General features: G+C 59.7%; 7 protein-coding genes. 3 read left to right on the top strand and 4 right to left on the bottom strand.

The window, feature by feature from the left end; translation table 11 throughout:
* Positions 1 to 5: 5 nt before the first annotated feature.
* Both ACP5E6_RS11565 and ACP5E6_RS11560 read right to left on the bottom strand, forming a co-directional pair.
* Positions 6 to 419, bottom strand: a complete 414-nt coding sequence (locus ACP5E6_RS11565) for a rhodanese-like domain-containing protein (RefSeq protein ID WP_427954392.1) — start codon at positions 417 to 419, stop codon at positions 6 to 8.
* Between the two features lie 41 nt (positions 420 to 460).
* Positions 461 to 1,678 carry a polyhydroxyalkanoate depolymerase gene (locus ACP5E6_RS11560; protein ID WP_427954402.1) on the bottom strand — a complete coding sequence of 406 codons (1,218 nt, stop codon included), beginning with the start codon at positions 1,676 to 1,678 and terminating at the stop codon, positions 461 to 463.
* 225 nt (positions 1,679 to 1,903) lie between these two features.
* On the opposite strand from ACP5E6_RS11560, the gene ACP5E6_RS11555 reads away from it, so the two are divergent.
* The gene (locus tag ACP5E6_RS11555) at positions 1,904 to 2,596 is read left to right on the top strand and encodes a glutathione S-transferase (protein WP_427954391.1); all 693 of its coding nucleotides are present in this window, start codon (positions 1,904 to 1,906) and stop codon (positions 2,594 to 2,596) included.
* A 199-nt stretch (positions 2,597 to 2,795) separates the two neighbouring features.
* Here ACP5E6_RS11555 and ACP5E6_RS11550 read toward each other — a convergent pair whose 3' ends face one another.
* Both ACP5E6_RS11550 and ACP5E6_RS11545 read right to left on the bottom strand, forming a co-directional pair.
* Positions 2,796 to 4,016 carry an outer membrane beta-barrel protein gene (locus ACP5E6_RS11550; RefSeq protein WP_427954390.1) on the bottom strand — a complete coding sequence of 407 codons (1,221 nt, stop codon included), beginning with the start codon at positions 4,014 to 4,016 and terminating at the stop codon, positions 2,796 to 2,798.
* Between the two features lie 179 nt (positions 4,017 to 4,195).
* On the bottom strand, positions 4,196 to 5,236 hold the full coding sequence (locus ACP5E6_RS11545) for a sulfotransferase family protein (RefSeq protein ID WP_427954389.1): 1,041 nt from the start codon (positions 5,234 to 5,236) through the stop codon (positions 4,196 to 4,198).
* Between the two features lie 98 nt (positions 5,237 to 5,334).
* Between ACP5E6_RS11545 and queE the strand changes: the two genes are divergently transcribed.
* Together queE and ACP5E6_RS11535 are read left to right on the top strand one after the other, a co-directional pair.
* The gene (gene queE / locus ACP5E6_RS11540) at positions 5,335 to 5,970 is read left to right on the top strand and encodes a 7-carboxy-7-deazaguanine synthase (protein WP_427954388.1); all 636 of its coding nucleotides are present in this window, start codon (positions 5,335 to 5,337) and stop codon (positions 5,968 to 5,970) included.
* Positions 5,970 to 6,326: a 6-pyruvoyl trahydropterin synthase family protein gene (locus ACP5E6_RS11535; RefSeq protein WP_427954387.1), complete on the top strand. Its 357-nt coding sequence runs from the start codon at positions 5,970 to 5,972 to the stop codon at positions 6,324 to 6,326. Before queE ends, ACP5E6_RS11535 begins: the two co-directional genes overlap by 1 nt.
* The last annotated feature ends 75 nt before the right edge of the window (positions 6,327 to 6,401 follow it).

Raw genomic sequence — 6,401 nt, 5'->3', positions numbered from 1 at the left:
CGGGGTTACCGTGTGGTCGGCGCGCCGGCGCGCTTGAGCGCGTCGAAGCCGCCGCCACTGACGAGCGACACGCGCTGATAACCGCAGCTCATCACGGTTTTGGCGGCAAACGTCGCGCGCATTCCGGAAGCGCAAAACAGGATCAGATGCATATCCGGGTGAGGCACGGCACCGGGCTTGGCTCCCGCGCGGGCTGACGCGCCCGGCAGATTGCCGCGCGGCGCATGGATCGCTCCTTTAATGGTGCCGGATCGATCGAGTTCAGCCCGCTCGCGAACATCGACGAACACGGTATCCGACGATGCGATGAACGCAACCGCCTCGGCGGGCGACAGTTTCTTCGGCGATGATGCGTGGTGCGAGTCACCGGGGCCGGATGCAAACGCAGAAGACAATCGCTTGATGATGCGCTGGAGCATGGAATGAAGCTTTCACAGGGGACGAAACGAGACGACCTTAGTCAATCGTTCAAGGCGATAACCTCTCGCAATTCAGGGTAGATTTCATTCGCCCAACGAGAACCGCTGAACACGCCATAATGGCCAACGCCTAGCTGTAAATGGTTGCGTTTACGCGACGGTTTGAGACTTGAACAAAGATCGAGCGCCGCGACCGACTGTCCTGGAGGACAAATATCGTCACGCTCCCCCTCGACGGTGAAAAGAAAAGTCTTGTCGATCGCAGCGGGTCGAACCGTCTGGCCGTGGCACAAAAGAGTCCCCATCGGAAGATCGTGATGCTGAAACACACGCTCGACGGTTTCGAGGTAGAATTCAGCCGTCAGATCCATGACCGACTGATATTCGTCGTAGAATTTACGATGCGCGATTTCGCTGGCGTCATCTTCGGTCAAAATCGCGCGAAACTGGCGCAGATGCGCGCCGATATGCCGATCGAGATTCATCGAGACGAAAGAAGCCAATTGCATGAAACCGGGATATACCTTGCGCCCGGCCCCCTTGTAGCGCGCCGGCACCGTGGAGATCAGGTTTTTCTCGAACCAGGAGATGTCGCGGGTTTTTGCAAGAGCGTTGACCTTGGAGGGGTTGCGCCTCGTATCGATCGGACCGCCCATCAGCGTCATGGTCCGAGGCACCGCAGAGTCACCGCCTTCAGCCATCAGCGATACTGCGGCAAGCACGGCAACGGCCGGTTGGCAGACGGCAACCACGTGCCCGCCGGGACCGATCGCACGGAGAAAGGTCATGACGTGGTCGACGTACTCGTCAAAGCCAAACCGGCCTGCGCTCAGCGGCACATCGCGCGCATTGTGCCAATCGGTAATGAAGACGTCGTGATCCTGCAACAGAACCTCGACTGTATTGCGCAACAATGTGGCAAAATGACCCGACAACGGGGCGGCGATCAGGACACGCGGTTGGATACGATCGCTGTCCTTGCGGAAATGCAGGAGGTCCCCAAAGGGTGACGCCAGGATGATTTCCTCGGTAATCGCGACGTCGCGGTTACCCAGACGAACCGTTGAGATGCCGAATTCGGGGCGCCGATGCAAAATCCCGCTGTTGCCAAAAATTTCGAGCGCCGCGCCCATTTGTCGCACCGCAGTGCCGAGGACGCGCGGCGGGGCGAACAAATCGACCATGGGTGCCATGTGCCGCGCCGCGAGGCGGAATGGCCCGAACCAATCTTCCTGCGTCTGATAGACATCATACATCATCGTCATTTCGCCTCTCTAGCGGAATATCATCGCAGGAAATCGTTAACACCCCCTTGCGTAATAGGTTTTAAGTGGTGCTATCCTTCGATTCGGTCAATTTAAATCTGCATTGCATCGCTGCGTCGTTTCCGTCTTGTCCGGCCAGCCGTGGGTGTGCATCGAAAGCGGTGTATCTCTTTATCGGTTTCGAGCATGATCGAAACCTTCTGAAAAGGAAAGCGCGGTATGGTGGCTCGAGATCAAACTGTGTCAAAACGACACAAAGCGCCGGCACGGCTGGCAATTTCCAGTCGGAATTATTCGTCGTGGTGTTTGCGCGGTTTTCTCCTCGCCCGCCTGTCGGGAATTGATTTCGTCGTCGAACCCGCCGCCGCCGATGATCCTCAGGCGCGGGCCGAGCTTTTGATGCGAACGTCGTCAATCCTGCTGCCTTGCCTGATCGATGGCGACATCACCGTGTGGGACACGATCGCGATCGCGGAATATCTGAACGAAGCCTATCCGAAAGCCGGTATGCTGCCCTCCGACCCCGTGCAGCGCGCGCGGTGCCGCTCGATCAGTGGTGAGATGCATTCCGGCTTCGCGGCCTTGCGCGCGTCACTGCCGATGAATTTACGCGCCGTGCGGCCCGGATTTACCGTATGGTCAGGCGCCCAGGCCGATATCGACCGGATCACGACGATATGGCGGGATTGCTTGTCCGCATCGATCGGTCCGTATCTGTTCGGCGCGAAACCGTGCATCGCCGATGCCATGTTTGCACCGGTCGCCACCCGGTTCCGCAGCTACGACGTCGCTCTTGATCCGGTTTGCGCGGCCTATGCCAAAACCCTCCTGACCTGGCCGGATGTCGAAGAATGGTACGCCGACGCCGAACTCGAGCCCGATACGATCATCGAACTCGACCTCGAGTTTTAGAGCGATATGCGATTAAGTTGACGCGACACCGGCAATGTAATCGCATGAAATCGCTCGAAAAAACATAGAGCTAGAGCGTTAAGCTGAAAGCATAACGCTCTAGACCAAGTGCCATCCAACCCAGTTCGCGGCCCGGTTCGATCGGAACTTTGGCCAGGTCAGACCCTGATCGCGACGTCGGTTTGACTGTGGTGCGACCTCAGAAGACGAGACCGAACTCAAGTGTCGCCACCACCTGATTGGTGCCTTGGCCGTTGTTGCCGTAACCAGCCGGCGGCGTGCCACGATCGAGCAAATGCACGTATCCCATGTTCAGGCGCGTGTATAAATTCTTGTGCTGCCAGGTCGGCGCGACGGTGATGCCGGCCAGTTGGGCATTGGGAGCGGCAAACCAAGCATCCTGCGCGGCTGAGCCATGGCTGGTGGCGTATTCGATCCAGGAGCCGACCGAAAACGGTGATTTCGGGAGTTGATAATCGCCGAAGACGGCGGTCGCGAAATTGCTCGTCTGTTTTGGAATATCGTCCGACATCCCACCGGATGTCACGCCGGCATAGCGGTGGATCGCTCCTGTATATTGGTATTGCACTTCCGGCGTGATCGAGAGGCCGCCATGTGTCCAGGTGTACCAGGCACCGAGCATATTTGAATTCACCGCCGCGAGTTGTCCCTGGCCGCCGACCCCGTTGGCGCCGCCAGCGCTCTGGCCGCCGCTGCCATAGGCAAAAGCGTTGGGGCCGGTGACACCTAACGCGATTCCACCGAACAGATTGAGGCTATTGTTCGCATCGATCGTGTCGGTCAGAAGGAACTGGAGATAGTTGAACACGCCAGTATCGTAACCATCGCTGATGACGAGCGTGCCACTGAGGTTGCGGTGCGTGTAGGTTGCGGACACCCCTCGACTTTCGCTGTTTTCTACGGCCGCGATCACGGTGCGCAAGGCTACCGGGTTGTTCCAGGCGAACGCGGATTCGTAGCCTTCAACCGAATCGACCTGGCCGACGGAGAGTGAAAACGCCTTGCTCGGCGCCAGCGTGATATAGGCCGCGCGGATCGGCCCGGTGGTATAGGCGTCGCTGCTGATTTCCTTGGGCCGGTTGGTGCCGAGGTTGATATTGGTATATTCGGCGGCTTGGATGGTGAATTGGATCAGGCCGGTCGGTTTGCGCATCTGGATCATGAAGTCGTCGATCTCGGCACCGATTGATTTACTGCCAGCGATGCTGGCATGCGGGTTGGTCGCGGTGCCGTCCTGCCCATAAAAATAACCATCGAGCCCGCCGGAGACTTCGATTGGACCCAACGGGCCACCATCGAGTCGCACCCAGGACGGACCGCTGATGGCGTGGGCCGCAACCGTCATGCCAAGAGTGAGGCCGGCACCTATGATGACGCCGGCGTAAGATTTCATTTTCATTCGCTATTCCCGTTCGAAGCCGTGATATCAGACAAATTTCGCCCCTGTTTGTGCCGGACTCCGGCAATCGGACTCGATCGATATGATTTTTTGGCTATATCGAAGGTGACAGAATTTTGACAGGGAAAAGCGGGATCACGGGGTTTGCTTTACAAAAATTTACAACTCGCCCACCCCTTTCAGCGACGCGGTTTCATGAGCGCCCGCAGCGACGCGACAAGAGACCGCACGCGCGAATCCCGAACCCGGATTGTCTGGGAGTCCCGCCGGGCGATTTCGGCGCGCAGATCCTCGATCACGGCGTAGCGTTGTACCGCTGCGTCGATCCAGTGATCGAGATCAGCGGATTTTTGTGCAAGCGCGGTCTCGAGTGGAACGATCACCGGGCCGAGAAAGGTTTCGGCAATCGCGAGATTTGCCGCAACCTGATCGAGCTCGTCGACATTCGGCGCCACACCGGCGGCGGCGGTCGTCATCCAGGCAAAGATCATGTCGACACCCGGGGCCAGATCGGTGGTGTCCGTCGCCGCAACGACGTGATGGCGCAGTTTGCTCGAGAGGAATGCGTCGATGGCCGCAGCATCGGCGGTGGCGGACCAGTCATGATCAACTATCGCGCCGATCCGCGCGACCACGCCCCGCCAGTCGGTCAATAGATTGTCATAGGTGACGAAGCAGCGAGGGAGTCCGCGTGACTCATGCTCGGCCGCGAGCATGTAGCTGCGCCACAGGGCTTGGCCGCGCGCGTGATCGAATCCCTCACGGCGGTTGAGTGAAGCGGCAACCTCGAGCGGATGGCGGATGGGAATGACGATACGCGGCGTGATCGATCGCGCCGCCAGGACCGGTAGCCAGAGCGGCAACAGGCGGCAGAGTCTGGGGTCCTTGACCACGAATAATCGGGCATCGGCGAATTCCGCGGCCAGAACTTCCGCGAGGCGGGACCGGAACCCCTCGGCCGCGGCACTGGAGAACCAGGCTTGGGGCAGGCTGCGAATGTCGCTCCAGGATGAACCCATCGCGCTCAGCACCTCATCGTGCAGATCGACCAGTACCTGCGATTCCCAGAAGCCGGTTTCATTGCTCTCGGGCGCGGCAGGCATCAGCCGGGCGGGCAGAGACGCACCACACAAGGCGAGGACGCGCGTCAATGCCGAGGTGCCGCTACGGTGCATCCCGAGCACCAGGATCGCCTCGCGTGGTTCGATTGATCGGTTCATGGCAATGATGTTGCCCGACAGCGCGCCGCGATCAAGCGTGATAGCCGCCCTGCGCCAGACCGGTCGCCAAATCGGATTGTTTGAGTTAGTCGGCGCTCATGAGTTACAGCGTCAAGGAAATTTTTCTCACTTTGCAGGGCGAGGGTCGCCATGCCGGCCGGGCGGCGGTGTTTTGCCGCTTCTCCGGCTGCAATCTCTGGAGCGGGCGCGACGCCGATCGGGCCACCGCGATCTGCCCGTTCTGCGATACCGATTTTATTGGTACGGACGGTCCCGGCGGCGGTAAGTTCAACGATGCCGCCAGCCTCGCCGCGGCGATTCGCGGCGTTTGGTCGGCACCGGATACCGATCATGCCTTCGTTGTCATCACCGGCGGGGAACCGTTGCTGCAACTCGATGCCGCCCTGATCGATGCCATCCATGCCGAGGGCTTCACCATCGCGGTCGAAACCAATGGTACCATCACGCCACCACCGGGGATCGACTGGCTCTGCGTCAGTCCGAAGGCGCGAACGCACCTGGTGGCGTCGCGCGGCGACGAACTCAAGCTGGTCTATCCCCAGCCGGACGCCATGCCGGATCGGTTCACCGCGCTCGACTTCACCCATTTTCTGCTCCAGCCGATGGATGGGCCGGACCGGATCGCCAATACGGAGGCCGCCATCGCCTATTGCCAAGCGCACCCGCGATGGCGCCTGTCGATGCAGACACATAAATATCTGGGGATTCCCTGATGTTCGAGATCACGAAGGATTTTCGCTTCGAGGCTGCCCACACGTTGAACCGAAGCATCGAGACCGCAGCCAGTCGCCGCATTCACGGGCATTCGTATCGCGCCACCGTAACGCTGCGCGGCGAAACAAGCGCTGCGGGGATGGTAATGGATTTCGGCGTGCTGGGTGAACATCTGGCCCGGTTGCGGACTGCCCTCGATCACCGGTTTCTCGACGATGTCGCGGGCCTTGGCCCCGCGACACTGGAAAATCTCGCCCGGTTTATCTGGCAGGATTTGCACCCCGTCTGCGCGGGACTGGTCCGGGTTGCCGTGTTTCGCGACAGCGAGGGAGAATCCTGTTGCTACGAAGGATAGCACGCGGGAGCGCTTGAGATCCGGAATTGGTGTCATCACGGAAACTGGCGGAACGCCGTGTTCGAGGTTATTGTT

This window comes from Acidiphilium sp. (assembly GCF_049977125.1).
Lineage (GTDB): Bacteria > Pseudomonadota > Alphaproteobacteria > Acetobacterales > Acetobacteraceae > Acidiphilium.
The sequence above is the reverse complement of the archived record's forward strand: the minus strand, read 5'-3'. Positions and strand labels throughout refer to the sequence as shown.